24 protein-coding genes are annotated in these 23,426 nt (G+C 60.3%); 20 read left to right on the forward strand and 4 right to left on the reverse strand.

Translation table 11 applies throughout. From position 1 onward, the window contains the following. Positions 1-8: 8 nt before the first annotated feature. Positions 9-1,013 (forward strand): ArsJ-associated glyceraldehyde-3-phosphate dehydrogenase, encoded by a 1,005-nt coding sequence (locus BLT89_RS01600; protein ID WP_090192771.1) that lies wholly within the window; start codon positions 9-11, stop codon positions 1,011-1,013. Between the two features lie 90 nt (positions 1,014-1,103). After that, complete coding sequence (gene arsJ / locus BLT89_RS01605) at positions 1,104-2,321, forward strand: organoarsenical effux MFS transporter ArsJ (protein WP_090192772.1); 1,218 nt, start codon at positions 1,104-1,106, stop codon at positions 2,319-2,321. A 73-nt stretch (positions 2,322-2,394) separates the two neighbouring features. Here the strand turns inward: arsJ and BLT89_RS01610 are convergent, their stop codons facing one another. Together BLT89_RS01610 and BLT89_RS01615 are read right to left on the reverse strand one after the other, a co-directional pair. Further along, the gene (locus BLT89_RS01610) at positions 2,395-4,257 is read right to left on the reverse strand and encodes an Lnb N-terminal periplasmic domain-containing protein (protein ID WP_090192773.1); all 1,863 of its coding nucleotides are present in this window, start codon (positions 4,255-4,257) and stop codon (positions 2,395-2,397) included. 70 nt (positions 4,258-4,327) lie between these two features. Further along, positions 4,328-4,816, reverse strand: coding sequence for a DUF3015 domain-containing protein (locus tag BLT89_RS01615; RefSeq protein ID WP_090192774.1), 489 nt, complete (start codon positions 4,814-4,816; stop codon positions 4,328-4,330). 192 nt (positions 4,817-5,008) lie between these two features. On the opposite strand from BLT89_RS01615, the gene BLT89_RS01620 reads away from it, so the two are divergent. From BLT89_RS01620 to BLT89_RS01645, 6 genes are all read left to right on the forward strand, one after another. Further along, a complete protein-coding gene (locus tag BLT89_RS01620; RefSeq protein WP_090192775.1) occupies positions 5,009-5,323 on the forward strand; it encodes a TraR/DksA family transcriptional regulator in 315 nt (104 codons plus the stop codon). A gap of 96 nt (positions 5,324-5,419) precedes the next feature. Further along, on the forward strand, positions 5,420-7,888 hold the full coding sequence (locus tag BLT89_RS01625; RefSeq protein ID WP_090192776.1) for a Lon protease family protein: 2,469 nt from the start codon (positions 5,420-5,422) through the stop codon (positions 7,886-7,888). 165 nt (positions 7,889-8,053) lie between these two features. Continuing rightward, positions 8,054-8,395 carry a PA4575 family protein gene (locus BLT89_RS01630; RefSeq protein WP_090192777.1) on the forward strand — a complete coding sequence of 114 codons (342 nt, stop codon included), beginning with the start codon at positions 8,054-8,056 and terminating at the stop codon, positions 8,393-8,395. Between the two features lie 175 nt (positions 8,396-8,570). Beyond that, positions 8,571-9,065: a TIGR00645 family protein gene (locus BLT89_RS01635; RefSeq protein ID WP_090192778.1), complete on the forward strand. Its 495-nt coding sequence runs from the start codon at positions 8,571-8,573 to the stop codon at positions 9,063-9,065. A gap of 126 nt (positions 9,066-9,191) precedes the next feature. Then, positions 9,192-9,809, forward strand: a complete 618-nt coding sequence (locus tag BLT89_RS01640; protein ID WP_090192779.1) for an FKBP-type peptidyl-prolyl cis-trans isomerase — start codon at positions 9,192-9,194, stop codon at positions 9,807-9,809. Positions 9,810-9,872: 63 nt separating this feature from the next. Beyond that, a complete protein-coding gene (locus BLT89_RS01645) occupies positions 9,873-10,520 on the forward strand; it encodes a hypothetical protein (protein WP_090192780.1) in 648 nt (215 codons plus the stop codon). A 4-nt stretch (positions 10,521-10,524) separates the two neighbouring features. Here the strand turns inward: BLT89_RS01645 and BLT89_RS01650 are convergent, their stop codons facing one another. Next, positions 10,525-11,493 (reverse strand): polyprenyl synthetase family protein, encoded by a 969-nt coding sequence (locus tag BLT89_RS01650; protein ID WP_090192781.1) that lies wholly within the window; start codon positions 11,491-11,493, stop codon positions 10,525-10,527. Positions 11,494-11,738: 245 nt separating this feature from the next. Between BLT89_RS01650 and rplU the strand changes: the two genes are divergently transcribed. The 5 genes from rplU (at position 11,739) to BLT89_RS01675 (ending at position 15,336) form a co-directional block, all read left to right on the forward strand. Beyond that, the gene (gene rplU, locus BLT89_RS01655; protein WP_090192782.1) at positions 11,739-12,050 is read left to right on the forward strand and encodes a 50S ribosomal protein L21; all 312 of its coding nucleotides are present in this window, start codon (positions 11,739-11,741) and stop codon (positions 12,048-12,050) included. 36 nt (positions 12,051-12,086) lie between these two features. After that, positions 12,087-12,344, forward strand: coding sequence for a 50S ribosomal protein L27 (rpmA, locus tag BLT89_RS01660; RefSeq protein WP_090192783.1), 258 nt, complete (start codon positions 12,087-12,089; stop codon positions 12,342-12,344). Between the two features lie 134 nt (positions 12,345-12,478). Next, positions 12,479-13,699: an Obg family GTPase CgtA gene (cgtA, locus tag BLT89_RS01665; RefSeq protein WP_090192784.1), complete on the forward strand. Its 1,221-nt coding sequence runs from the start codon at positions 12,479-12,481 to the stop codon at positions 13,697-13,699. A 41-nt stretch (positions 13,700-13,740) separates the two neighbouring features. Continuing rightward, positions 13,741-14,871, forward strand: coding sequence for a glutamate 5-kinase (gene proB / locus BLT89_RS01670; protein ID WP_090192785.1), 1,131 nt, complete (start codon positions 13,741-13,743; stop codon positions 14,869-14,871). A gap of 6 nt (positions 14,872-14,877) precedes the next feature. Then, on the forward strand, positions 14,878-15,336 hold the full coding sequence (locus BLT89_RS01675) for a CreA family protein (RefSeq protein ID WP_090192786.1): 459 nt from the start codon (positions 14,878-14,880) through the stop codon (positions 15,334-15,336). 94 nt (positions 15,337-15,430) lie between these two features. On the opposite strand, the gene rpsT is transcribed toward BLT89_RS01675, so the two are convergent. Next, complete coding sequence (rpsT, locus tag BLT89_RS01680; RefSeq protein ID WP_090192787.1) at positions 15,431-15,709, reverse strand: 30S ribosomal protein S20; 279 nt, start codon at positions 15,707-15,709, stop codon at positions 15,431-15,433. Between rpsT and BLT89_RS17780 the strand changes: the two genes are divergently transcribed. From BLT89_RS17780 to ispH, 7 genes are all read left to right on the forward strand, one after another. Next, complete coding sequence (locus BLT89_RS17780) at positions 15,630-15,896, forward strand: hypothetical protein (RefSeq protein ID WP_172829104.1); 267 nt, start codon at positions 15,630-15,632, stop codon at positions 15,894-15,896. The two genes, rpsT and BLT89_RS17780, sit on opposite strands and share 80 nt — an antisense overlap. A gap of 4 nt (positions 15,897-15,900) precedes the next feature. Then, positions 15,901-17,439 carry a murein biosynthesis integral membrane protein MurJ gene (gene murJ / locus BLT89_RS01685; protein ID WP_090192788.1) on the forward strand — a complete coding sequence of 513 codons (1,539 nt, stop codon included), beginning with the start codon at positions 15,901-15,903 and terminating at the stop codon, positions 17,437-17,439. A gap of 82 nt (positions 17,440-17,521) precedes the next feature. After that, on the forward strand, positions 17,522-18,481 hold the full coding sequence (gene ribF / locus BLT89_RS01690) for a bifunctional riboflavin kinase/FAD synthetase (protein ID WP_090192789.1): 960 nt from the start codon (positions 17,522-17,524) through the stop codon (positions 18,479-18,481). Then, complete coding sequence (gene ileS / locus BLT89_RS01695) at positions 18,474-21,305, forward strand: isoleucine--tRNA ligase (RefSeq protein WP_090192790.1); 2,832 nt, start codon at positions 18,474-18,476, stop codon at positions 21,303-21,305. Before ribF ends, ileS begins: the two co-directional genes overlap by 8 nt. Positions 21,306-21,413: 108 nt before the next feature. Then, a complete protein-coding gene (gene lspA, locus BLT89_RS01700; protein WP_090192791.1) occupies positions 21,414-21,914 on the forward strand; it encodes a signal peptidase II in 501 nt (166 codons plus the stop codon). Next, positions 21,911-22,345 carry an FKBP-type peptidyl-prolyl cis-trans isomerase gene (locus BLT89_RS01705; protein WP_090192792.1) on the forward strand — a complete coding sequence of 145 codons (435 nt, stop codon included), beginning with the start codon at positions 21,911-21,913 and terminating at the stop codon, positions 22,343-22,345. Before lspA ends, BLT89_RS01705 begins: the two co-directional genes overlap by 4 nt. Before the next feature lie 107 nt (positions 22,346-22,452). Further along, positions 22,453-23,397, forward strand: coding sequence for a 4-hydroxy-3-methylbut-2-enyl diphosphate reductase (gene ispH, locus BLT89_RS01710; protein WP_090192793.1), 945 nt, complete (start codon positions 22,453-22,455; stop codon positions 23,395-23,397). The last annotated feature ends 29 nt before the right edge of the window (positions 23,398-23,426 follow it).

Raw genomic sequence — 23,426 nt, forward strand, 5'->3', positions numbered from 1 at the left:
GAATACACATGACGATCAAAGTAGGTATCAACGGCTTCGGCCGCATCGGTCGCCTGGCGCTGCGTGCGGCCTGGGCCTGGCCAGAATTCGAATTCGTGCAGATCAATGATCCGGCGGGGGATGCGGCGACCCATGCGCACCTGCTGAACTTCGATTCGGTGCACGGACGCTGGCAGTTCGAGGCCGGCAGCGCAGGGGACGAGATTATCATCGACGGCAAGCGCATCAAGGTGACGGCCAACAAGGCGATTGCCGACAGCGACTGGTCGGGCTGTGATCTGGTGATCGAGGCCAGCGGCAAGATGAAGACGGTAGCGGTGCTGCAGGGCTACCTGGAGCAGGGCGTCAAACGTGTGGTGGTGAGTGCGCCGGTAAAAGAGGCGGGCGCGTTGAATGTGGTGCTGGGAGTCAACCAGCAGCTGTTCGACCCGGCGGTGCACCGTATCGTCACTGCCGCCTCCTGCACCACCAACTGTCTGGCACCGGTGGTCAAGGTGATCCACGAGAGCCTGGGCATCCGCCACGGCTCGATGACCACCATTCACGACCTGACCAATACCCAGAGCATCCTCGACCAGCCGCACAAGGATCTGCGCCGTGCGCGTGCTTCCGGTATGAGCCTGATTCCCACCAGTACCGGCTCGGCGACGGCGATTGCCGAGATATTTCCCGAATTGCGCGGCAAGCTCAACGGCCATGCGGTACGCGTGCCGCTGGCCAATGCCTCGCTGACCGACTGCGTGTTCGAGGTAGAGCGGGCAACTACCGTGGAAGAGGTCAATGCGCTGCTCAAGGCGGCGGCAGCCGGGCCGCTCAAGGACATTCTCGGTTACGAGGAACGGCCGCTGGTATCGATCGATTACCGCACCGACCCGCGTTCGTCGATTGTCGATGCGCTGTCGACCATGGTGGTCAACGGCACCCAGGTGAAGATCTACGCCTGGTACGACAACGAATGGGGCTACGCCAATCGCACCGTCGAGCTGGCACGGCTGGTCGGTCTGGCCGGCTAACCAAGGTGTAGGGTGGGCTTCAGCCCACCGCTTGCATTCCCCGGTGGTGGGCTGAAGCCCACCCTACGATTTTGCACTCTGGATACGCCAATGCACGCTCTTTCCCGTCTGTCACCGGAAGTCCGCCAGTACCTGATAGTCACCGGCAACTACTGGGCCTTCACCCTCACCGACGGCGCGTTGCGCATGCTGGTGGTGCTGCATTTCCACGCTCTGGGTTATTCGCCGCTGCAGATTGCCGCGCTGTTCCTGTTCTATGAAATCTTCGGCGTAGTGACCAACCTGTTCGGCGGCTATCTGGGTGCGCGGCTGGGACTCAATCGCACCATGAATATCGGCCTTGGCCTGCAGGTGGCAGCGCTGTTGATGCTGACGGTGCCGACGGCCTGGCTCAGCGTAGCCTGGGTGATGGCGGCGCAGGCGCTGTCGGGGGTGGCCAAGGACCTGAACAAGATGAGCGCGAAAAGCTCGATCAAGTTGCTGGTGCCGGACAGCCAGCAAGGCACCCTGTACCGGTGGGTGGCGATCCTTACCGGTTCGAAAAACGCGCTGAAGGGCGTGGGCTTCTTTCTCGGTGCCGGGCTGCTGGCGCTACTCGGCTTCAGCCATGCACTGCTGGCGATGGCCGGCGTACTGGCGCTGGTCTGGATCGCCAGCTTGCTGTTGCTGAAACAGGATCTGGGCAAGGCCAGCGCCAAGCCGAAATTTCGCGAGATCCTCTCCAAAAGCAGGGCGATCAACAGCCTTTCGGCAGCGCGGCTGTTCCTGTTCGGTGCCCGTGATGTCTGGTTTGTGGTGGCGTTGCCGGTGTATCTGAGCGGGGTACTGGGCTGGGATTTCTGGCAGGTCGGCGGCTTCCTTGCCCTCTGGGTGATCGGCTACGGTGCTGTGCAGTCGTTCGCCCCAGGGCTCACCGGGAAGTCGCGCGGCCAGGTACCGGATGGGCGTGATGCGTTTATCTGGGCCTTGCTGCTGGCCGGGCTGCCGGCAGCCATTGCGCTGGGGCTGGACAGCGGATGGTCGGCGCAGTGGGTACTGGTGGGCGGGTTGCTGGTGTTTGGTGCGGTGTTTGCCGTGAACTCGTCGCTGCACAGCTACCTGATTGTCAGCTATGCCAAGGAGGACGGGGTGTCGCTGGATGTCGGCTTCTATTACATGTCCAACGCCCTTGGCCGGCTGCTGGGTACCCTGCTGTCCGGCTGGGTGTATCAGACCTATGGCCTGCAAGCGTGTCTGTGGATTTCAGCATTGTTCGTACTACTGGCAGCCGTGATCTCATTGGCCCTGCCCAGGCACGCACCCGCGTAGGGTGGGCTTCAGCCCACCGGCGGGCAGTCGGGACAGGTAGTGGTGGGCTGAAGCCCACCCTACGGAGCCAGCCTCAGTAGTAATACCACTTGAGTTCCAGCATCACCTCGTTGACCGGGCTGCTCTGCTGGGCAAACTCGCGGGAGGCGGACAGGCGCAAGCCGAGGTCGCGATTGATCTCCCACTGCTGATTGAGTGACAGGCTGCGCCTTACCTCGCCATTGAGGAAGTAGTCGCCGCTGCCTTCCAGGGTCAGGTTGCCCAGCGGGTTGCGCCACAGCAGGCCGCTGTTGAAGCCAGCGGCAGGCGCCACGAAAGGTGCGAACTCATGATTGTGTTCGACCCGGGTCGTGGCCAGGGCAAACACCAGTGCGTCATCGCTAATCGCCCAACTGCCGCCACCGCCGCCATTGACCTGGCTGACCAGGACGTCGTTCTGGTTCTTGCCCAGCACGCGCTGGAAACCACCGTTGACCTGCCACGACCAGGGCTTGATCAGCTCGTTGCGTGGAGTCAGCGAGCGAATGGTGGCGATGTCCAGTTGCTGCAGCTTCCAGTCATTGCCCTGGTACTGGCGCACCTTGAGCTGGGCGATCTCGATCTGCGCGCCGAGCGGGAAACCGGCCAGGTTGTCATTCAGGTCGTGGTAGGCCATGCGCAGGCCGTACTCGGCGTAAGCGTCATGCACGCGGCTGCCGGCACCCAGTTGCCAGGTACGCGAGGGGTGGCCTTCTTCCGGCAATTCCGGGCGGGGGATGTCCAGCGGCTCGGGCGGGTTCTGGTTGATCGCGCGCAGCATCGCGTAGCTGCGCTCGGCCACCTGGTCATCGCGGTCCTGGTTTTCCGAGTTGTAGCGCACCAGGCGGAACGCGGCGTCCTGCACCTGCGCCTTGCGCGCATCGGGCAGGGCTTGCATGGCCGGCGCATCCAGTTGCATTTCACCGGTGCTCAGGTGCAGCACCAGCAGCTGCTCCTCGATCGTCAGCGGCTCGGCCCGCGCCAGCAGTTCGCGCTCACGGGAGGGGCGAAACACCACGCCTTCGGTCATGCCCGCCTGCTTGATTACGCGCACGGTATCGGTGGGTATGGCGGTGATCTGGAACGGGTCGGTGAGCTCTGTGCCCGGACGCGCCACCTCGAGCAGTTCGAGCAGGCGGTAGGAGCAGTTCTCGTCGAAAAAGTAGTAGTCGAACTTGACCTGGCGCAGCTCCCAGACATGCTCGACCATGCGTCCGGTTTCTTCCGGTGTCAGGTTCAGCGGGTACTCCCACAGGTCGCGGTTTTCCAGACGGCTGTACTCTTTCATCTTGTCGCGATAAGGCATCAGCGCGAACACGCCGGGATAGCCGCCCATCAGCCCGCGCCAGGCATACAGCATGCTGTTGTCATCGCCTTCGATGAAGGCGCCAAAGTTCAGCGCATAGCTGAGCATGGCGGTGTTGTTGCTGCCGGCATCGGCCTGATCAATGCGCAACAGGGTGTGGCCGAACATCGACGACGGGCTGCCCAGGTACGCGGCGGGGTAGATCAGCACCACGCTGTGCGGGTTGATGTCGGCGTACCAGACGTGAAATTCGTTGCAGGCCGGAGTCGGCAGATCCTTCAGTTGCAGTTGTTCGCGCAGCCAGCGCGTACGTGCCGGATATTTGCACTGGGCATGCTGGTCGCCAAGGTTGTCCGGGGACTGGATGGCAATCAGCGTGGCTTGCAGTTCGGCGGCCGGGTCGCTCGGGCCGGTTGCGGCGAGAAAGAACGACGGGTCGTCCACATAGCTGCGCCAGCCACCGAACTTTCCGGTTTCGTAGTGACCGAGGCTGATCCAGTAGGGGTCGCTGGCCAGTTGTTGCAGTTGCGCGTCGGCTGGCGTTGCGCTGGCATGAAGCGGCAGGCTCAGGCACAGGCAAAGCGCCAGTCCGGCAGGAAGGCGTTTGAGCATGAAAATCGCTTATGGTTTTTCAGAAGAGACCCGCCCGGTCGGGCGGGTCGCAGCAGATCAGAACAGCAGATCAGACCGGATTGGAGTATTTGGCCAGTTGCGGATCCTGCTTGAGAACAGCCAGTGTGGCCGAGTAGACCTCCACAGAGGTGGTATCGGAGGAGCTGAAGATTTCGCTGAAGTGCTGCTGGGTAACAGAAGCGAAGTGTGCACGGTCTTCCGGTGCAACACCCAGAACCACCGCGTAAGTGGTCAGGGCTTCACCATCGCCACGGGCCATGTCTTCGGACAGCTCATCCATCATGCCGTTAAGGGCAATCATCGGCTTGCCACCGTAGGTCAGGGTGCCGTTGGTAGAGCAGCCATTGGTACCCGAGGTCATGCCGAAAGTGGCGTTACCCGAGGTGCCGTTGGTGGTGGAAGCGAGGAAGTGGGCAACGCCGCCGCGCTGGCCCTTGAACAGCATGTTGCCCCAACCGCAGTTCGGGCCACCTGGCGCTTCAGCGAAGGCGTTGATGGAAACAGCGGCGAGCAGGGTACCTAGCAGAATCCTTTTCATGGGTAATCTCTCTTCTGTAAATTCGGGGGTAAAGCGCAGACATCTTGCTTGCGCTGCCTACAGCATTTTCGCTATGGGCTGTAGTGTCAAGGCGAAAGCGCGCGGAAAGTGCAATCTTGTGGCAATTGATGCAGGTCACTACGGCTTTTGCGGGCTTGTCCACACTGTAGGTTGTCCCCAAGGAGAAAGCCCATGAGCACCTTCGATCCTGCTGTTGCACTGGAAAAGCTGTCTGTCGAATACCGTGGCCGCATCGAGGCGCTGCGTCAGGATCTCGCTCGCAGCCATTCGGCGGATTCAGCCGAGCAGGCGCTGGAGCGCGAGAACGATGAAGTACTGGAGGCGCTGCTTGGCGAGTCTCAGGCCGCCTTGCGCAAAGTGGAAAAAGCCCGTGAGCGGCTCAGCGAAGGTGCTTACGGCTACTGTGCCAAATGTGGCGAAGCCATCGGCAGCCAACGGCTGGCCGTGATGCCGATGGCCGAGTGCTGTGTGCAATGCGCTGACTGACTCCGGCATGGATCCAGCCTTGCCAGTGACGGCAAGGCGGCAGCAGAATGCGGACATACCTCTGGTCTCGTGCCGTCCGCCACGCAAGGATTCACCATGGCTGCTTCTGCTGTTCCTGCGCTCCTGCTGAACCCCGAAGAACTGACCCGGCCGTTCCTGCCGGAGCAGTTCAACTTTGCAACCACCGAAGAACTGGAGCCGTTTCGCGGCGTGCTGGGCCAGGAGCGGGCGGTTGCCGCACTGCAATTCGGCGTGGCGATGCCGCGTGCTGGCTACAACGTGTATGTGATGGGCGAACCGGGTACCGGACGCTTTTCCTTTGTGCAGCGCTATCTCAAGGCTGAAGGCAAACGCCAGGGCACCCCGGACGACTGGGTGTATATCAATCACTTTGATGAGCCGCGCGAGCCGCATGCCCTGCGTTTGCCACCCGGCCAGGGTTGCGGGCTGAGCGCCGATATCAGCCAGCTGATCGATAACCTGCTGGCGACCTTTCCTGCTGTGTTCGAAACACCGACTTACCAGCAGAAGAAAAGTGTCATTGAGCGCGCCTTCAACCAGCGTTACGACCGCGCGCTGGATATCATTGAAAAGCTGGCGCTGGAGAAGGGGGTGGCGCTTTACCGTGACAGCACCAATATTGCCTTCACGCCGATGCGCGAAGGCAAGGCGCTGGATGAAGCCGAGTTTTCCCAGCTTCCCGAGGTGGAACGCGAACGCTTTCATGATGACATTGCCGTCCTCGAAGAGCGCCTCAACGAAGAACTGGCCAGCTTGCCGCAATGGAAGCGCGAAACCAGCAACGAACAGCGCCGGCTGAATGACGAGACCATCACCCAGGCGTTGCAGCCGTTGCTTTCGCCGCTGGCGGAAAAGTATGCCGACAATGCCGGGGTGGGCGCCTATTTGCAGGCGATGCAGGTCAATCTGCTGAAAACCGTGATTGATCAGCTGGTCGATGACAACAAGTCCGATGCCGAACGGCGCCTGCTGCTCGAAGAGCAATACTCGCCCAGCCCGGTGGTGGGGCATAACGTCAATGGCGGGGCTCCGGTGGTTTTCGAGTCGCACCCGACCTATGACAACCTGTTCGGCCGTATCGAGTACAACACCGATCAGGGTGCTCTCTACACCAGTTACCGGCAGTTGCGCCCGGGGGCGTTGCACCGGGCCAACGGCGGCTACCTGATTGTCGAGGCAGAAAAGCTGCTGAGCGAGCCTTTCGTCTGGGATGCCCTCAAGCGCGCGCTGCATTCGCGGCAGTTGAAGATGGAATCGCCGCTGGCTGAACTGGGTCGCCTGGCAACGGTCAGCCTGACGCCCCAGGTGATTCCGCTACAGCTGAAGGTGGTGATCATCGGCTCGCGGCAGCTGTACTACACGCTGCAGGATGTCGATCCGGACTTCCAGGAGATGTTTCGCGTTCTGGTCGATTTCGACGAGGACATTCCGCTGGGCGAGGACAGCCTCGAGCAGTTTGCCCAGTTGCTGAAAACCCGCACTTCGGAAGAGTGCATGGCGCCCTTGACCGCTGCGGCCGTTGCCCGCCTGGCGACTTACAGTGCCCGCCTGGCGGAACACCAGGGACGGCTGTCGGCACGCATCGGCGACCTGTTTCAGCTGGTCAGCGAGGCGGACTTCATCCGCAACCTGGCTGGTGATCTGGTCACCGATGCCGGCCATATCGAGCGCGCCCTGCGCGCCAAGGAGACCCGCACCGGGCGGGTCTCCGCGCGGATTCTCGACGACATGCTGGCGGGCATCATCCTGATCGATACCGCTGGTGCGGCGGTGGGCAAGTGCAACGGCCTGACGGTGCTGGATGTCGGCGACTCGGCGTTTGGTGTGCCGGCACGGATTTCCGCCACGGTGTATCCGGGCGGTTCGGGAATTGTCGACATCGAGCGCGAGGTCAACCTTGGTCAGCCGATCCACTCCAAGGGCGTGATGATCCTGACCGGTTATCTGGGCAGCCGCTACGCCCAGGAGTTCCCGCTGGAAATCTCGGCGAGCATCGCGCTGGAGCAGTCCTATGGTTACGTTGATGGTGACAGCGCCTCGCTGGGTGAGGTCTGTACGCTGATCTCGGCCTTGTCACGGCAACCGCTGAAACAGTGCTTTGCCATCACCGGTTCGATCAACCAGTTTGGCGAGGTGCAGGCGGTTGGCGGCGCCAATGAAAAAATCGAAGGCTTCTACCGCTTGTGCGAAGCGCGCGGCCTGACCGGCGAGCAGGGCGTGATTGTGCCGCGCTCGAATGTGTCCTCGTTGATGCTGGATGAGCGCGTGCTGCAGGCCGTGCGTGCAGGGATATTTCATGTCTACGCGGTCAGCTGTGTGGACGAGGCACTGGCGTTGCTGGCCGGAGAACCGGCGGGCGCTCTGGACGATCAGGGCAAGTTTGCCGAAGGCAGTGTCAACGCACGGGTGGTGGAGCGACTGCGCGAGATTTCCCAGATGGGCATGGACGATGAGGACAAGCCGCTAGCTGTCGAGGAGAAAGCGGCGCCTGCTGCCCGCAAACCAGCGCGCAAGAAGACCCCGCCTGCTACCGGCGGCAGTTGATGGTTTTTTGTCCGGTGCGGCGCGAGCGTTGACAGTGCTTGGCTGCAGGCGGTTTTCCGAATGGCGTCCACAAGGTTATCCACATTATCCGGGGATAACCCTGCGCCATTCTGAACTAAGCTTACTGGTGTAGTCTGAAAACCAGTCTGGTCGAGGGTCGCCGCCATGCCGCGCAACCTTATCCTTACACGCGATTGTTCCGGGATACACACCCGTATCGAGTGCGAAATTCGCCCGCTGGCGGGTGACCGGGGCTTGTGGACGCTGATCTGTGCCGCGGGCATGAACGATGCACAACCTACAACGATCAAGGCGCAGGGGCCGTTTCATGGGCCTTGCGTGGCCGAGGGGTTGTTGCTGGCAATTACCCGGAGTCTGGCGCTGCAAGGCTATGCACAGACCGAGGGGCCAGCCATCTGGCGCCTGCATATTCAGGCCGAATTACGCCGATTGAATTCCGAGCGCTGTTGTCATCCGGGCGACTTCCAGTTCCGCCCCGAGTCCTGAATCTGCTGTTGCGGGGCCGTCAGGTTACCCAGGAAACCTTGCCGTAGAGCGCTTCAGCGCATTTTGCACACAGAGTTATCCACAGTCTTGTTCTGACCTTTCGTGGCGTGCTGCTGCTTTGCTGTGGCACTGCTGGGTATACTCTGCGCCGTTATTTCTGATTGATGGAAACCCCATGGAACGTTTTTTTGAGAATGCCATGTATGCCTCGCGCTGGTTACTGGCACCGATTTATTTTGGTCTGTCTTTTGCGTTGCTGGCTCTGGCGCTGAAATTCTTTCAGGAAATCTTCCATATCCTGCCGGCGATTTTCAGCATGGAAGAGGCGACACTGATCCTCAAGCTGCTGTCGCTGGTCGATATGGCGCTGGTCGGTGGCTTGCTGGTGATGGTGATGATTTCCGGGTACGAGAATTTCGTTTCGCAGCTGGACATCAAGGATGGTACGGAGAAACTCAGCTGGCTGGGCAAGATGGATTCCAGCTCGCTGAAAATGAAAGTGGCGGCCTCGATCGTGGCCATCTCCTCGATCCATCTGCTGAAAATGTTCATGGATGCCAAGAACATCGATGACGACAAGCTGATGTGGTACGTGATCATCCACATGACCTTCGTCGCTTCGGCCTTTGCCATGGGTTATCTGGACAAGCTGACCAAGCACGAGCACTGACAGCGGTTTTGCCTGACGACGCCCGTTGCTGCAGCGACGGGCGTTTTGTTTTGTGTGTTGCCGGGGGTCGGCCCGGACGGGTCTCTGTGCTAGGCTGGCCGCCCTTTTTTGGCTCTGGAGCCGGACATGTCCGAAGTGAATCTTTCTACCGATGAAGCCCGCGTAAGTTACGGAATTGGCCGCCAGATGGGCGACCAGTTGCGCGATAACCCGCCGCCGGGCGTAAGTATCGAGACCTTGATTGCCGGTTTGCGCGATGCCTTTGCCGGGGCGCCCAGCCAGGTATCGTCGGAAGCGTTGAATGCCAGCTTTCGGGTTATCCGTGAAGTCATGCAGGCAGAAGCCGCGGCCAAGGCCGAAGCCGCCGCAGGCGCAGGTCGTGAGTATCTGGCCGAGAATGCCAAGCGGGAGGGTGTAACTGTCCTGCCGTCCGGTCTGCAGTTTGAAGTACTGGTCAGCGGTGCAGGCGCCAAGCCGGGCGCGAGCGACCATGTGCGTACCCACTACCATGGCACGCTGATCGACGGCACCGTGTTCGACAGCTCCTATGAGCGTGGCGAGCCTGCCGAGTTTCCGGTGAATGGCGTCATTCCCGGCTGGGTCGAGGCATTGCAGCTGATGAACACCGGCAGCAAGTGGCGTCTGCATGTGCCGAGCGAGCTGGCCTATGGTGGTCAGGCTGCTGGCAGCATTCCGCCGCACAGCACGCTGGTATTTGATGTCGAGCTGCTCGACATTCTCTGATTGATCGCCGGGGGCGGGCCATGGCTATGGCCTGCTCCGGCATTTACCTTTGGTGAGGGTTTCATGCGCGTCGCCAGATTGTTGCTGCCGGCTGTACTGTGTCTGGCACTCTGTGCCTGTGTTTCTTCGTTGCTGATCGGCAACCAGTTGCAGAGCCGCCTGATGTGGGCATTGCTCAAGCCGCTGGTGGGTTTTGACCCCAATCAGGTCAACTTGTATGAAATTCCGCAGGTAAAGCAGCGGATGACCGATCTGCTGGGCGATTACTACGAGCCGACAGTGACCCTGCTGCGTACCGCTGACCAGATACAGCAGGAGGGCGCGCTGATCTATGTGACTTCCCGTGTGCTGGAGGAAGTTGCCATTGCGCCGCTGCCTGCAGAAGTAGCGGTGCTGCAGGAGCAGGCTGGGCAGGTGCGCGAGGTGCAGGAACAGGTCGGGCACGTGCAGGAGCAGGTTGAGGGCGTACAGGAGCAGGTTGCCGAGGCCAGGGAGCAAGTGCAGGTCTTGCGTAGCGCTGCCGGCATGGTCTGGAACGGCGATACCAACCAGCTGGCAGTGGTGCTGATCGAGCGTGGCGTGAGCAAGGTCTTCGCCGAGCAACCGCCAGGTGGCGTGCAGCTGGAGCCGGTATGGCCGGGCTCGATGCAGTCATTACTGGATTCGCAGCTAGAGACGCTCGTTGCCCCGGAGTCGGGTCAGGGACAGTAGCGGCTCAGGTGCTGCGCGCCACGGCGAAGCGGGTCAGTTCGATCAGTGCCTGGCGATATTCGCCTGCTGGCAGCGCATCCAGGCAATTGATTGCGCGCTCGGCAAAGTCGTTGGCCAGCCGGGCGGTGTAGTCCAGCGAGCCAGCGGCTTCGACCGCGGCACGAATGCCTTCCAGATCCTGACTGCCACCCTGCTGAATGGCTTTGCGTACCAGTTCCGCCTGCGCCGGAGTACCTTCGCGCATGGCGTGAATCAGCGGGAGTGTCGGCTTGCCCTCGGCAAGGTCGTCACCGACATTCTTGCCCAGTGATTCGGCGTCCCCGCGGTAATCCAGCAGGTCATCCATCAGCTGGAAGGCGATTCCCAGGTGGTCGCCAAATACGCGCAGTGCTTCTGCCTGTTCCGCGCTGGCTCCGGCCAGCATGGCGGCACTGTGGGTGGAGGCTTCGAAGAGCATGGCGGTCTTGCCGCGAATGACTTCCATATAGGTCGCTTCCGTGGTGCTGGCGTCGCGGACCTTGGACAGCTGCAGGACTTCGCCTTCGGCGATGATGCGGGTGGCCTGCGAGAGAATCTGCATGACCGGCATCGAGCCCAGTTCGACCATCATTTCGAATGAGCGCGAATACAGGAAGTCGCCGACCAGTACGCTGGGGGCGTTACCCCACTGGGCGTTGGCGGTGGCCCGGCCGCGGCGCATGCCGGACATGTCGACCACATCGTCGTGCAGCAGGGTGGCGGTGTGCAGGAATTCGATAATGGCAGCCAGCAGGCGCAGCTGGTCGCCTTCCTTGCCCAGTGCCTTGCCGCAGAGCAGCACCAGCAGGGGGCGCAGGCGTTTGCCGCCGGCGGAGGTAATATAGTCGGCGATCTTTTCTACCAGAGGCACGCGTGAAGTCAGTTGGCGCTTGATGATTTCGTCAACAGCCAGAAAGTCATCGGCCACTACTTGATAAAAAGCCTGGGGTTGCATCGGCGCGGGCGCTCCTGTGGGGTAGCGCGGCATGCTAGGGGTGCGGGTGCGGGGGTGTCAAGGCAAGTGCTTGCAGAGCTTGCACCAGCCGGTCGGCTTGCGTACAATCGCGGCCCCTGAACTTCCCTGGGCATTTTTCCTGCCTTACGCAATTGCATCGGTGCCAGATCCGGCTCCATGCAGCCATGCCGACCCATAACTACTTCTCTAAAGCGTCGGGTGAGCAGGTTTTACGGAGAAAATCCATGTACGCAGTAATTGTTACCGGTGGCAAGCAATACAAAGTCGCCGAAGGTGAATTCCTCAAGGTCGAGAAGCTGGAAATCGCCACTGGCGAGTCCATCACTTTCGACCGCGTTCTGCTGGTCGGCAACGGCGATGAAGTCAAGATCGGTGCTCCGGTTGTTGACGGTGCCAAGGTAGTTGCCGAGGTGGTCGCTCAAGGCCGTCACGACAAGATCCGCATCATCAAGTTCCGTCGTCGTAAGCACCACATGAAGCGTCAAGGTCACCGTCAGTGGTACACCGAGATCAAAATCACTGGTATTCAGGCCTGAATTTCAGCCTGATCCTCAATTTGGAGTATTGAACTCATGGCACACAAAAAAGCTGGCGGTTCTACCCGCAACGGCCGCGACTCGGAAAGCAAACGCCTTGGCGTCAAGCTGTTCGGCGGCCAGGTCATCAAGGCCGGTAACATCATCGTGCGTCAGCGCGGTACCCAGTTCCACGCCGGTTTCGGTGTAGGCATGGGTAAAGATCACACCCTGTTCGCGAAAGTGCCGGGCGTGGTCAAGTTTGAAGTGAAGGGCGCCTTCGGTCGTCGCTACGTAAGCGTTGTAGCCGCTTAATAGCGTCTTCGCTGGAAAAGCCCTGTCTAGCGACGGGGCTTTTTTGTTTCTGCGCCATGCAAATGCAGTTCTGCCGACGCATCGCGTATCCTTATTCTGATTAATTGACCCGTCAACTGACGGGAGGCGTCCTGATGAAATTCGTTGATGAAGTATCCATTCATGTGAAGGCGGGCGATGGCGGCAATGGCCTGATGAGCTTTCGGCGTGAGAAATTCATCGAGAAGGGCGGCCCCAACGGTGGTGATGGTGGTGACGGCGGCTCCATTTATATGGAAGCCGACGAGAACCTGAATACCCTGGTGGATTACCGCTACACCCGCCGCTTTGATGCCCAGCGTGGCGAAAATGGTGGCAGCAAGGATTGTACCGGGCACAAGGGTGAGGATCTGATCCTGCCGGTGCCGGTTGGTACCACCGTTATTGATGCCAATACCCAGGAAATCATCGGCGACCTGACCCGTGCCGGGCAGCGCTTGCTGGTAGTGCAGGGCGGCTGGCATGGCCTGGGCAATACCCGCTTCAAGTCCAGTACCAACCGGGCGCCACGGCAGACTTCGCCGGGCAAGCCGGGTGAAGCGCGCGATCTCAAGCTGGAACTGAAAGTGCTGGCCGATGTCGGTTTGCTGGGCCTGCCGAATGCCGGCAAGAGCACCTTCATCCGTGCAGTGTCGGCAGCCAAGCCCAAGGTGGCTGATTACCCCTTTACCACGCTGGTGCCAAACCTGGGTGTGGTCAGTGTCGGGCGCTACAAGAGCTTTGTGGTAGCGGATATTCCCGGCCTGATTGAAGGTGCTTCGGAGGGCGCTGGTCTGGGGATTCGCTTCCTCAAGCATCTGGCGCGTACCCGGCTGCTGCTGCATCTGGTGGATATGGCGCCGCTGGACGAGTCTGATCCGGCAGCGGCTGCCGAAACCATCATCCATGAACTGAGCAAATTCAGTCCGGCACTCGCCGATCGTGACCGCTGGCTGGTGCTGAACAAAGCCGATCAGCTGCTCGATGAAGAGCGCGAAGCGCGCATGCGGGACGTGATCAAGCGCATCAACTGGACCGGTCCGGTGTTTGTCATCTCGGCTCTTGAGCGTGAAGGTACCGAAGAGCTCTCGCAGGCAATCATGCGCTACCTTGACGAGCGCAACTTGCGTCTTGCGGAAGATCCGGCCTTCGCCGAAGCCCTGGCCGAGCTGGATCAGCGTATCGAAGATGAGGCGCGTGCCCGTCTGCAGGCGCTGGATGACCAGCGTGCGTTGCGCCGCAGCGGGGTCAAGAGCGTTGATGATGATTCCGATGACGGGTTTGATGATTACGAAGAGGACGAGGATGGTCCGGAGATCATCTACGTTCGGGACTGATTGGCTGCTTGCTGGCAACGGCCGGATTAAGGTTGAAAAACATGCGGGAAAAGGTGAGCGGTGCCCGGCGCTGGGTAGTCAAGATTGGCAGCGCTTTGCTGACGGCGGACGGTCGCGGGCTGGATCAGCAGGCCATGGCTGTCTGGGTCGAGCAAATGGTGGCGCTGCATGCAGCCGGCATCGAGCTGGTGCTGGTGTCTTCCGGCGCGGTTGCCGCTGGCATGAGTCGTCTCGGCTGGAAGGTGCGGCCGAATGCCATACATGAATTGCAGGCTGCCGCCGCTGTAGGGCAGATGGGTCTGGTGCAGGCCTGGGAGTCGAGCTTTGCCCGGCATGGCCGGCATACGGCGCAGATTTTGCTGACCCATGATGATCTGGCCGATCGCAAGCGCTACCTGAATGCGCGGACTACCTTGCGTACCTTGATTGAGCTGGGTGTGATTCCGGTTATTAATGAAAATGACACCGTTGTTACCGATGAAATCCGCTTTGGCGATAACGACACCCTGGCAGCGCTGGTGGCCAATCTGGTCGAGGCCGAGTTGCTGGTCATCCTCACTGATCGTGATGGCATGTTCGAAGCTGATCCGCGGCACAATCCCGAAGCTGCACTGATTTTCGAGGCGCGGGCCGATGACCCGGCGCTGGACGCCGTGGCCGGCAGTGCCGGGGGTGCGCTGGGCCGTGGCGGCATGCAGACCAAGTTGCGTGCAGCACGTCTGGCCGCACGTTCCGGGGCCTACACCATGATCGTTGGCGGTCGCATTGAGCGGGTGCTTGACCGTCTGCGCGCAGGCGAGCGGCTGGGTACTTTGCTGGCGCCCGAGCGCGGTTTGCTGGCAGCACGCAAGCAGTGGCTGGCCGGCCAGTTGCAAACCCGCGGCCGGCTGGTGCTGGATGACGGCGCAGTCAAGGCCGTGCTGAAAGACCACAAGAGTCTGTTGCCAGTCGGCGTGACTGCAGTCGAGGGAAATTTCCGCCGTGGCGAGATGGTGGTATGTCTGGCGCCGGATGGTCGCGAAGTGGCGCGGGGGCTGGTCAATTACAGTGCTGTCGATACGCGCAAGATAGCGGGTCAGGGCTCTGCCGCGATCGAGTCGTTGCTCGGCTATGTCGATGAGCCCGAGCTGGTGCACCGCGACAATCTGATAGTGGTCGGCAATGTGGAGTAATTACTGATGCGTAAGTCTGCGGCTGTTCTGGGAATGCTGTTGTTGCCGTGTTTGGCCGGCGCCGAGGAGATCGGCGCAGTGTCTACGGTATTCAAATGGCTCGGGCCGAATGACAAGGTTGTTGTTGAGGCGTTCGACGATCCCAAGGTCGAGGGTGTGACCTGCTATCTCTCGCGGGCCAAGACTGGCGGCGTGAAGGGCGGCCTGGGCCTGGCGGAAGATCGTTCGGAGGCGGCCATCGCCTGTCGTCAGGTGGGCCCGATCACTATCAGGGAAGAACTGAAGGATGGCGAGGAAGTGTTCAAGGAGCGTACCTCGCTGGTGTTCAAGACCATGCAGGTGGTGCGTTTCTTCGACCGCAAGCGCAATACCCTGGTCTATCTGGTGTACAGCGATCGCGTGATCGAAGGCAGTCCGCAGAACTCGGTGACGGCTATTCCTATCCTGCCCTGGCCAGTGAAGTAAGCAGAAAGCCGCAGTTGCTGCGGTTTCCAACTTCTGAATAACCATCAGGCAATAAAAAACCGGCCAGTGGCCGGTTTTTCAAGAACTCTGCTACTTAGGCTGCAGCAGCAACGCTGAGGGCCTTGATATGGCCATTCAGGCGGCTCTTGTGACGAGCAGCTTTGTTCTTGTGGATGATGCCCTTGTCGGCCATACGGTCGATTACTGGCACGGCCTGGGTGAAGGCGGCTTGGGCCTTTTCCAGATCCTTGGCTTCGATAGCCTTGACCACGTTCTTGATGTAGGTACGAACCATGGAGCGCAGACTGCCGTTATGGCTACGACGCTTGTCAGCCTGTTTTGCGCGTTTTTTGGCAGAAGGTGAATTGGCCACCGTCAAGCTCCTTGAAAAAATCTTGGGGGAAACAAATAAGGCCGCGAATAATGCCGAGATGAAACGCGCATGTCAAGCTGATTGGCGTTTTAGTCTGCTGGTCTGGCCGGCAGCAGACCGTTACACTCGCTTCCCTGATCGTGCCCGGCCCTTCGCTGTGGTGCACTGTTTGCCGGAAGCCGCGTAACACCATGAATTTGCTCAAGTCGCTGGCAGCGGTCAGCTCACTGACGATGCTTTCCCGGGTACTCGGGTTTGTCCGCGATACCCTGATCGCCCGGATTTTCGGCGCCGGCGTGGCTTCCGATGCCTTTGTCGTGGCGTTCAAGCTGCCCAACCTGTTGCGCCGGATCTTTGCCGAGGGTGCTTTCTCGCAGGCTTTTGTGCCGATCCTTGCTGAGTACAAAACCCAGCAGGGCGAAGAGGCTGCGCGGACGTTTCTGGCTTATATCAGCGGTTTGCTGACCCTGGTGCTGGCGCTGGTGACGCTGCTGGGGATTCTGGCGGCACCGTGGATCGTGTGGGTTTCCGCGCCGGGCTTTGCCGACGAGGCGGATCGCTTTTCCCTGACCACTGATCTGCTGCGCGTAACCTTCCCTTATATATTCCTGATTTCACTGTCATCCATGGCGGGTGCGGTACTCAATACCTGGAACCGCTTTTCGGTGCCGGCGTTCACGCCAACCCTGCTGAATGTCAGCATGATCGTTTTTACCCTGTTTCTGACGCCGTATTTTGATCCGCCAATCATGGCTTTGGGCTGGGCGGTGCTGGTGGGCGGCCTGTTGCAGTTGCTGTATCAGTTGCCGCACCTGAAGAAGATCGGCATGCTCGTGCTGCCGAGGGTCAGCTTTAAGGATTCGGGGGTCTGGCGGGTGCTGCGTAACATGGGCCCGGCCATTTTCGGGGTGTCGGTCAGCCAGTTCTCGCTGATCATCAACACCATCTTCGCTTCCTTTCTGGTGGCGGGCTCGGTGTCCTGGATGTACTACGCTGACCGCCTGATGGAACTGCCTTCCGGAGTGCTGGGTGTAGCGCTGGGGACGATCCTGTTGCCGGCTTTGTCGAAAACCTATGCCAGTGCCGATCGCGAGGAGTACTCGCGACTGCTCGACTGGGGGCTGCGGCTGTGTTTCCTGCTGGTGCTGCCTTGTGCGATGGCGTTGGCGATTCTGGCTGAGCCGCTGACAGTCGCGCTGTTCCAGTACGGCAAGTTCGGCGCACACGATGCGCTGATGACCCAGCAGGCGTTGATGGCCTATTCGGTCGGCTTGCTGGGAATCATTCTGGTGAAAATCCTTGCTCCCGGCTTCTACGCGCAGCAGAACATTCGTACTCCGGTGAAGATCGCCGTGGTGACCCTGATTGTTACGCAGTTGCTGAATCTGGTGTTGATTGGCCCGCTGGCGCATGCCGGGCTGGCTCTGGCTATCGGCCTTGGCGCCTGTCTGAATGCGGGCTTGCTGTACTGGCAGTTGCGCCAGCGCGGCATGTTCCAGCCGCAAGCCGGCTGGCCTGTGTTTCTCGGCAAGCTGGTGCTGGCTGTCACTGTAATGGCGCTGGTTTTGCTGGCAGTAATGCACTTCATGCCGGGCTGGGCGGAAGATGGCATGTTGCTGCGCTTGCTGCGGCTGGGGGCTTTGGTGACGGCTGGTCTGCTGGCGTATTTTGGCTGCCTGCTGTTGCTGGGTTTCCGTTTGCGCGATTTCGCCAGACGCACGGTGGCCTGAGCGCAGACCTGCCCGATATGCTGCCTGTTGTCGGCTGGCCGGTGTGCGTATAATCGCTCACTTTGCTTGCAAGAAGCGCGTTATGCAGCTGGTTCGAGGTCTTCACAATCTAAGTCCGCAGCACCGGGGCTGCGTTGCCACTATCGGGAACTTCGATGGTGTGCACCGCGGGCATCAGGCGGTGTTGGCGCGCCTGTTCGAGCGTGCCGCGGAGTTGAATCTGCCCAGTTGTGTGGTGATTTTCGAGCCGCAGCCAAGGGAATTTTTTGCGCCGGCCACTGCGCCGGTACGACTGTCCCGGCTGGCGGACAAGGTTGATCTGCTGGCGTCTGCCGGCGTGGACCGGGTGTTGTGCCTGGCGTTCAACCAGCGTTTGCGTGAACTCAGTGCCGATGCCTTTGTCAGGGCGGTGCTGGTCGATGGCCTGGGAGTGGCGCATCTGGAAGTGGGTGACGACTTCCGCTTTGGTTGCGATCGCTCCGGGGATTTTGCCTTCTTGCAGCAGGCGGGGCGCAGCTACGGGTTTACTGTCGAAGAGGCTGCGACCGCTGAGTTCGCCGGTTCGCGTATCAGCAGTACGCGGGTCAGGGAAGCACTGCAGGTTGCGGATTTTGTCGAGGCCGAGAATCTGCTAGGTCGCCCGTTTGCCATTGATGGCAGGGTGATGCACGGACAGAAACTCGGTCGTGAACTGGGTGCGCCGACCGCGAATGTGCAGCTCAAACGCCACCGGGTACCTCTGAGCGGCGTGTTTCTGGTGAGCGTCGTACTGGATGGTGTTGTGCATCCGGGTGTGGCGAATATCGGTGTGCGGCCTTCGGTTAAAACCGACGGGTTTGCCCACCTTGAAGTTCATTTGCTGGATTTTTCCGGTGATTTGTATGACCGGCGGGTGTCGGTGGTGTTTCATCACAAGCTGCGTGAAGAGCAGCGATTCGCCTCGCTTGAGGCGCTGAAGTCGGCTATTGCGGCCGACATAGATGCTGCCCGTGCCTTGTTGGCCGGGCCAAATGAATTCTTCAAGAGCCTCCGAGATGACTGATTACAAAGCGACCCTGAATCTGCCGGAAACCGCCTTCCCGATGAAGGCCGGACTACCCCAGCGCGAGCCGCAAACCTTGCAGCACTGGGACGGCATCGGTCTTTATCAGAAGCTGCGCGAGCAGGGCGCCGGTCGACCCAAGTTCGTCCTGCACGATGGCCCGCCCTACGCCAACGGCAGCATCCACATTGGCCATGCGGTGAACAAGATCCTCAAGGACATCATCACCCGCTCCAAGACCCTCTCCGGGTTTGATGCGCCCTATGTGCCGGGCTGGGACTGTCATGGCCTGCCGATCGAGCACAAGGTGGAAGTCACCCACGGCAAACATCTGCCGGCGGACAAGACCCGCGAGCTGTGCCGGGCTTATGCAGCGCAGCAGATAGAAGGGCAGAAAGCAGATTTCGTGCGCCTCGGCGTGCTCGGCGACTGGGACAATCCCTACAAGACCATGGACTTTGCCAACGAGGCCGGAGAGATCCGCGCTCTGGCCGAGATGGTCAAACAGGGTTTTGTGTTCAAGGGGCTGAAGCCGGTCAACTGGTGCTTCGATTGCGCCTCGGCGCTGGCTGAAGCCGAAGTCGAATACCAGGACAAGAAGTCCGACGCGATTGATGTGGCGTTCATCGTTGAAGACGCTGACCAGCTGGCGGCTGCCTTCGGGCTTGCCAGTTTGGCCAAGCCTGCGGCCATCGTCATCTGGACCACTACGCCCTGGACCATCCCGGCCAACCAGGCGCTGAACGTGCATCCGGGGTTTACCTACGCGCTGGTCGATACCGGCGAGCGCTTGCTGCTGCTGGCCGAGGAGCTGGTAGAGAGCTGCCTGGCCCGCTATGACCTGCAGGGTGAGGTGATCGCCACTGCGCAGGGCACGGCGCTGGAGCACATCCGTTTCCGCCATCCGTTCTACGAGCGTTTCGCTCCGGTCTATCTGGCCGAGTACGTGGAACTGGGTGCCGGTACCGGTATTGTCCACTCCGCACCGGCTTATGGTGAGGATGACTTCCGTTCGTGCAAGCAGTACGGCATGAGCAATGATGAAATTCTCGGCCCGGTGCAGAGCAATGGCGTATATGTGGCGGACTTGCCGTTTTTCGGCGGGCAGTTCATCTGGAAGGCCAACCCGGCTATCGTCGAAAAGTTGCGTGAAGTCGGTGCGTTGCTCAAGCACGAGTCGATCCAGCACAGCTACATGCATTGCTGGCGGCACAAGACGCCGCTGATCTACCGCGCCACGGCGCAGTGGTTTGTCGGTATGGATCGGCCGCCGGAAAGCGGCGCAACCCTGCGTGAGCGGGCACTGGCAGGCATCGAGCAAACCAGCTTTGTTCCGGCCTGGGGCAAGGCGCGGCTGCACGGCATGATCGCCGGTCGCCCGGACTGGTGCATCTCGCGCCAGCGCACCTGGGGCGTGCCGATCCCGCTGTTTCTGCACAAGGAAAGCGGCGAGCTGCATCCGCAGACCATCGAGTTGATGGAACAGGTGGCCCAGCGCGTTGAAAAGCAGGGCATCGAGGCCTGGTTCAAGCTGGATGCTGCAGAATTGCTTGGTGATGATGCGGCGCAATACGACAAGATCAGCGATACTCTGGATGTCTGGTTCGACTCCGGTACCACCCATTGGCATGTGCTGCGCGGCTCGCACCCGCTGGGGCACAGCAGCGGACCGCGTGCCGACCTCTATCTGGAAGGCTCCGACCAGCACCGTGGCTGGTTCCATTCGTCACTGCTGACCGGCTGCGCCATCGACAATCAGCCGCCCTACAAGGCGCTGCTGACCCACGGCTTCGTGGTCGACGAGAGCGGGCGCAAGATGTCCAAGTCATTGGGCAACGTGATCGCGCCCCAGGAAGTCAATGACAGCATGGGCGCAGACATCCTGCGTCTGTGGGTCTCGGCTACCGATTACTCGGGCGAGATGGCGGTTTCCAAGGTCATTCTGCAGCGCAGTGCCGATGCCTACCGGCGCATCCGCAACACCATGCGCTTCCTGCTTTCCAACCTGACAGGTTTTGATCCGGCGCGTGATCTGCTGGCGCCGGAGCAGATGCTTGATCTGGATCGCTGGGCGGTGGATGCGGCGGCGCGGCTGCAGGCGGAGATCGTCGAGTCGTATGCCGAGTATCGCTTCCTCAATGTCTACCAGAAGGTTCATCACTTCTGTGTGCAGGAGCTGGGCGGCTTCTACCTCGATATCATCAAGGATCGTCAGTACACCACCCGTGCCGACAGCGTGGCACGACGTTCATGCCAGACGGCACTGTTCCATATCGCCGAGGCGCTGGTGCGCTGGATTGCACCTATCCTGGCCTTTACTGCCGAAGAGATCTGGCAATACCTGCCGGGCACGCGTAATGAGTCGGTGATGCTCAATACCTGGTATGCCGGGCTGGCCGGATTGCCGGAAGACGCGGCTCTGGGTCGTGCCTATTGGGCCGAGGTCATGGACGTGAAAGTTGCGGTGAACAAGGAGCTGGAAAACATGCGTGCCGCCAAGGCTATTGGTGGCAGCCTGCAGGCTGAAGTCACCCTGTTTGCTGAAGATGCCCTGGCGAGCCAGCTGGCCAGGCTGGGCAATGAATTGCGCTTCGTATTGATTACCTCCACCGCGCAGGTACAGCCTCTGTCTGCCGCAACTGAATCTGCTGTCGCCACTGAGGTGCCGGGGCTCAAGCTGCAAATTGCCAGATCAGGTCATGCCAAGTGCGCGCGTTGCTGGCATCACCGTGCCGATGTGGGTAGCCATGCAGCACACCCTGAATTGTGTGAGCGCTGTGTGGAAAATATCGAAGGCGCCGGTGAGGTACGGCACTATGCGTGATGTTTTGTGTGCGGCAGTTCAGCTCTCCGTAGGAGCCGGCTTGCTGGCGATTCGCGACATTTCGCCAGCAAGCTGGCTCCTACAGAATCAGTGCGAAGAGGGCAGAGCATGAGCGCGCGCTTTGGCAAGCTCGGCTGGCTGTGGCTCAGTGTACTGGTCATCGTGCTGGATCAGGTCAGCAAACTGTATTTCGAGAACGCGCTTGGCCTTTACCAGCAGATAGTGGTCATTCCGGATTACTTCAGCTGGACGCTGGCCTACAACACCGGTGCTGCGTTCAGCTTCCTGGCGGATGCGGCGGGCTGGCAGCGCTGGTTTTTCGCCGTGGTCGCTTTGGCCGTCAGCATCATGCTGGTGATCTGGATGAAGGGCCTCAAGCAGCATGAAAACTGGCTGGCAATTGCGCTGGCACTGGTGCTGGGTGGTGCCCTGGGCAACCTCTTCGATCGTATGGTCTATGGTCATGTTATCGACTTTATTCTGGTGCACTGGCAACAACGCTGGTATTTCCCGGCCTTCAATCTGGCCGATAGCGCCATAACTGCCGGCGCCGTCATGCTTGCGCTGGATATGTTTCGCGGCAAACCATCGAAGGAGGCAGAGGTATGAGCGAGTCCCGAATAGGCCAAGGAACGCAAGTGACACTGCACTTTGCCATCAAGCTGGAAAACGGCGATGTGGTGGACAGCACTTTTGACAAGCAGCCGGCAACCTTCAATGTTGGTGATGGCAGCCTGCTGCCCGGTTTCGAAACGGCGCTGTATGGTCTGAAAAGCGGTGACCGGCGCAGCCTGCCGATTGCACCGGAGCAGGGCTTTGGCCAGCCGAACCCGCAGAATGTGCAGGTGCTGCCGCGTAGCCAGTTTGCTGCCATGGAGCTGTCCGAAGGCTTGCTGGTGATTTTCAATGATGCGGCGAATGCCGAGCTGCCAGGTGTGGTCAAGGCGTTTGACGATAACCAGGTAACCATCGACTTCAATCATCCACTGTCCGGCAAGAACCTGACCTTTGACGTTGAAATCATCGAGGTCAAGCCGTAGCAGCGGTGGGGCGGCAAGAGCGCAAAGCAATTTGCCGCCTGTTCAGCAGTGGCTAAGGCCATGCCGTTAGCCAAAGCGGGTGCGCCCCAATAGTCGAGAGTCTCGTAATGCAAATCAAACTCGCCAATCCCCGTGGTTTCTGTGCCGGCGTTGACCGCGCCATCGAAATCGTCAATCGCGCCCTGGAAGTATTCGGACCGCCGATCTATGTCCGCCATGAAGTGGTGCACAACAAGTTTGTGGTCGAGGATCTGCGTTCCCGTGGCGCAGTATTTGTCGAGGAACTGGATCAGGTACCGGACAACGTCATCGTTATTTTCAGTGCCCATGGCGTGTCGCAAGCGGTGCGTAAAGAGGCTGAGGATCGCGGACTGAAAGTCTTCGATGCCACCTGTCCGCTGGTCACCAAGGTGCATATGGAGGTGGCACGCTATAGCCTCGAGGGCCGCGAGTGTGTGCTGATCGGTCACCAGGGCCATCCCGAAGTGGAGGGCACCATGGGCCAGTACGACCATCGCAACGGTGGCCAGATCTATCTGGTCGAGGATGAGGCCGATGTGGCCGGTTTGCAGGTGCAAAAGCCGGAGTCACTGGCCTTCGTCACTCAGACCACACTATCGATGGATGACACCAGCAAGGTCATCGATGCCCTGCGTGCACGCTTTCCGAGCATTGGCGGACCGCGCAAGGATGATATCTGTTATGCCACACAGAACCGCCAGGATGCAGTCAAGCAACTGGCTGCCGAGTGCGACGTGGTGCTGGTCGTCGGTAGCCCTAATAGCTCCAACTCCAACCGTCTGCGCGAACTGGCAGAGCGTCTGAATACACCGGCTTATCTGATAGATGGAGCTGAGGATCTGCAGCGTGGCTGGTTCGAAGGCAAGCAGCGTATCGGTGTTACCGCCGGAGCTTCTGCCCCTGATGTGCTGGTCCGGGGGGTGATCTCACAGCTTCAGGCCTGGGGCGGCGCAGAGGCTTTCGAGATCGATGGTCGACCGGAAAATGTGACCTTCTCGATGCCGAAGGAATTACGGGTGAGGCAGCTTTGAATTATTGGTAAATCCATAACAAAAGGGCC

This window comes from Pseudomonas pohangensis (assembly GCF_900105995.1).
GTDB lineage: Bacteria > Pseudomonadota > Gammaproteobacteria > Pseudomonadales > Pseudomonadaceae > Aquipseudomonas > Aquipseudomonas pohangensis.

Excerpts from the sequence above, each read along its gene's own strand:
- cgtA (WP_090192784.1), top strand. The coding sequence starts at position 12,479 with ATGAAATTCGTTGATGAAGTATCCATTCATGTGAAGGCGGGCGATGGC.
- BLT89_RS01705 (WP_090192792.1), top strand. The coding sequence starts at position 21,911 with ATGAGCGAGTCCCGAATAGGCCAAGGAACGCAAGTGACACTGCACTTT.
- BLT89_RS01640 (WP_090192779.1), top strand. The coding sequence starts at position 9,192 with ATGTCCGAAGTGAATCTTTCTACCGATGAAGCCCGCGTAAGTTACGGA.
- murJ (WP_090192788.1), top strand. The coding sequence starts at position 15,901 with ATGAATTTGCTCAAGTCGCTGGCAGCGGTCAGCTCACTGACGATGCTT.
- arsJ (WP_090192772.1), top strand. The coding sequence starts at position 1,104 with ATGCACGCTCTTTCCCGTCTGTCACCGGAAGTCCGCCAGTACCTGATA.
- proB (WP_090192785.1), top strand. The coding sequence starts at position 13,741 with ATGCGGGAAAAGGTGAGCGGTGCCCGGCGCTGGGTAGTCAAGATTGGC.
- BLT89_RS01615 (WP_090192774.1), bottom strand. The coding sequence starts at position 4,816 with ATGAAAAGGATTCTGCTAGGTACCCTGCTCGCCGCTGTTTCCATCAAC.
- BLT89_RS01650 (WP_090192781.1), bottom strand. The coding sequence starts at position 11,493 with ATGCAACCCCAGGCTTTTTATCAAGTAGTGGCCGATGACTTTCTGGCT.
- ileS (WP_090192790.1), top strand. The coding sequence starts at position 18,474 with ATGACTGATTACAAAGCGACCCTGAATCTGCCGGAAACCGCCTTCCCG.
- BLT89_RS01630 (WP_090192777.1), top strand. The coding sequence starts at position 8,054 with ATGCCGCGCAACCTTATCCTTACACGCGATTGTTCCGGGATACACACC.
- BLT89_RS01675 (WP_090192786.1), top strand. The coding sequence starts at position 14,878 with ATGCGTAAGTCTGCGGCTGTTCTGGGAATGCTGTTGTTGCCGTGTTTG.
- BLT89_RS01625 (WP_090192776.1), top strand. The coding sequence starts at position 5,420 with ATGGCTGCTTCTGCTGTTCCTGCGCTCCTGCTGAACCCCGAAGAACTG.
- BLT89_RS17780 (WP_172829104.1), top strand. The coding sequence starts at position 15,630 with ATGGAGCGCAGACTGCCGTTATGGCTACGACGCTTGTCAGCCTGTTTT.
- BLT89_RS01600 (WP_090192771.1), top strand. The coding sequence starts at position 9 with ATGACGATCAAAGTAGGTATCAACGGCTTCGGCCGCATCGGTCGCCTG.
- ispH (WP_090192793.1), top strand. The coding sequence starts at position 22,453 with ATGCAAATCAAACTCGCCAATCCCCGTGGTTTCTGTGCCGGCGTTGAC.
- BLT89_RS01620 (WP_090192775.1), top strand. The coding sequence starts at position 5,009 with ATGAGCACCTTCGATCCTGCTGTTGCACTGGAAAAGCTGTCTGTCGAA.
- BLT89_RS01635 (WP_090192778.1), top strand. The coding sequence starts at position 8,571 with ATGGAACGTTTTTTTGAGAATGCCATGTATGCCTCGCGCTGGTTACTG.
- BLT89_RS01645 (WP_090192780.1), top strand. The coding sequence starts at position 9,873 with ATGCGCGTCGCCAGATTGTTGCTGCCGGCTGTACTGTGTCTGGCACTC.
- rpmA (WP_090192783.1), top strand. The coding sequence starts at position 12,087 with ATGGCACACAAAAAAGCTGGCGGTTCTACCCGCAACGGCCGCGACTCG.
- BLT89_RS01610 (WP_090192773.1), bottom strand. The coding sequence starts at position 4,257 with ATGCTCAAACGCCTTCCTGCCGGACTGGCGCTTTGCCTGTGCCTGAGC.
- rplU (WP_090192782.1), top strand. The coding sequence starts at position 11,739 with ATGTACGCAGTAATTGTTACCGGTGGCAAGCAATACAAAGTCGCCGAA.
- ribF (WP_090192789.1), top strand. The coding sequence starts at position 17,522 with ATGCAGCTGGTTCGAGGTCTTCACAATCTAAGTCCGCAGCACCGGGGC.
- lspA (WP_090192791.1), top strand. The coding sequence starts at position 21,414 with ATGAGCGCGCGCTTTGGCAAGCTCGGCTGGCTGTGGCTCAGTGTACTG.